The following is a 550-nucleotide window of genomic DNA, read 5'->3' on the forward strand; positions in this document are numbered from 1 at the left end:
CGCCGCGATGGTCGGCGTCGTCTCGCTGGTCGTGGCGGCGATCGTCGGTCTGAGCGTGCCCGCCGACGAGGCGACCGGGCTGAAGAGCGCGGTGTGCCGCATACTTCACCCGCTCAGCGGGGCCGAGGCATGCTCCTCCGGGGACTACGCGGGCGACGGTGACGACGGCGGAGGGGACGGCGGAGGCGGGGACCCGGACGATCCCTTCGTCCCCAACGGCGACCCGTTCGAGCCCGCGAAGTGTCTGCTGTCCCAGGACCAGACGAAGACCACCGTCGTCATCCAGATCCTCTTCATCAAGATCAGCAGCTCCGAGTCGGTCAAGCTCCAGCAGTGGTCCGACGGCACCGTCACCCTGGAGCGGGTGACCGAGACCGGAGGCGGCGTCACGGCGAGCATCTCCGCCGGCATCCCGGGCCGGCAAGAAGAAGCCCGACCTCGAACCGGAGAAGGCGCCGGACGTCGACATCACCAAGACCTCCACCGAGGCATCCGGCGGAGTGAGCTTCGGAAAGACCTTCAAGGGCAACGGCAAGAGCGGCAAGGACAC

At 68.5% G+C, this 550-nt stretch carries 1 protein-coding gene; it reads left to right on the top strand.

Annotation, left to right across the window (positions count from 1 at the left end):
* On the top strand, positions 1-550 hold a 550-nt coding region (locus IF11_RS37480), incomplete at both ends, for a hypothetical protein (protein ID WP_037729511.1).

Origin of the sequence: Streptomyces scopuliridis RB72 (genome assembly GCF_000718095.1) — a bacterium.
GTDB lineage: Bacteria > Actinomycetota > Actinomycetes > Streptomycetales > Streptomycetaceae > Streptomyces > Streptomyces scopuliridis.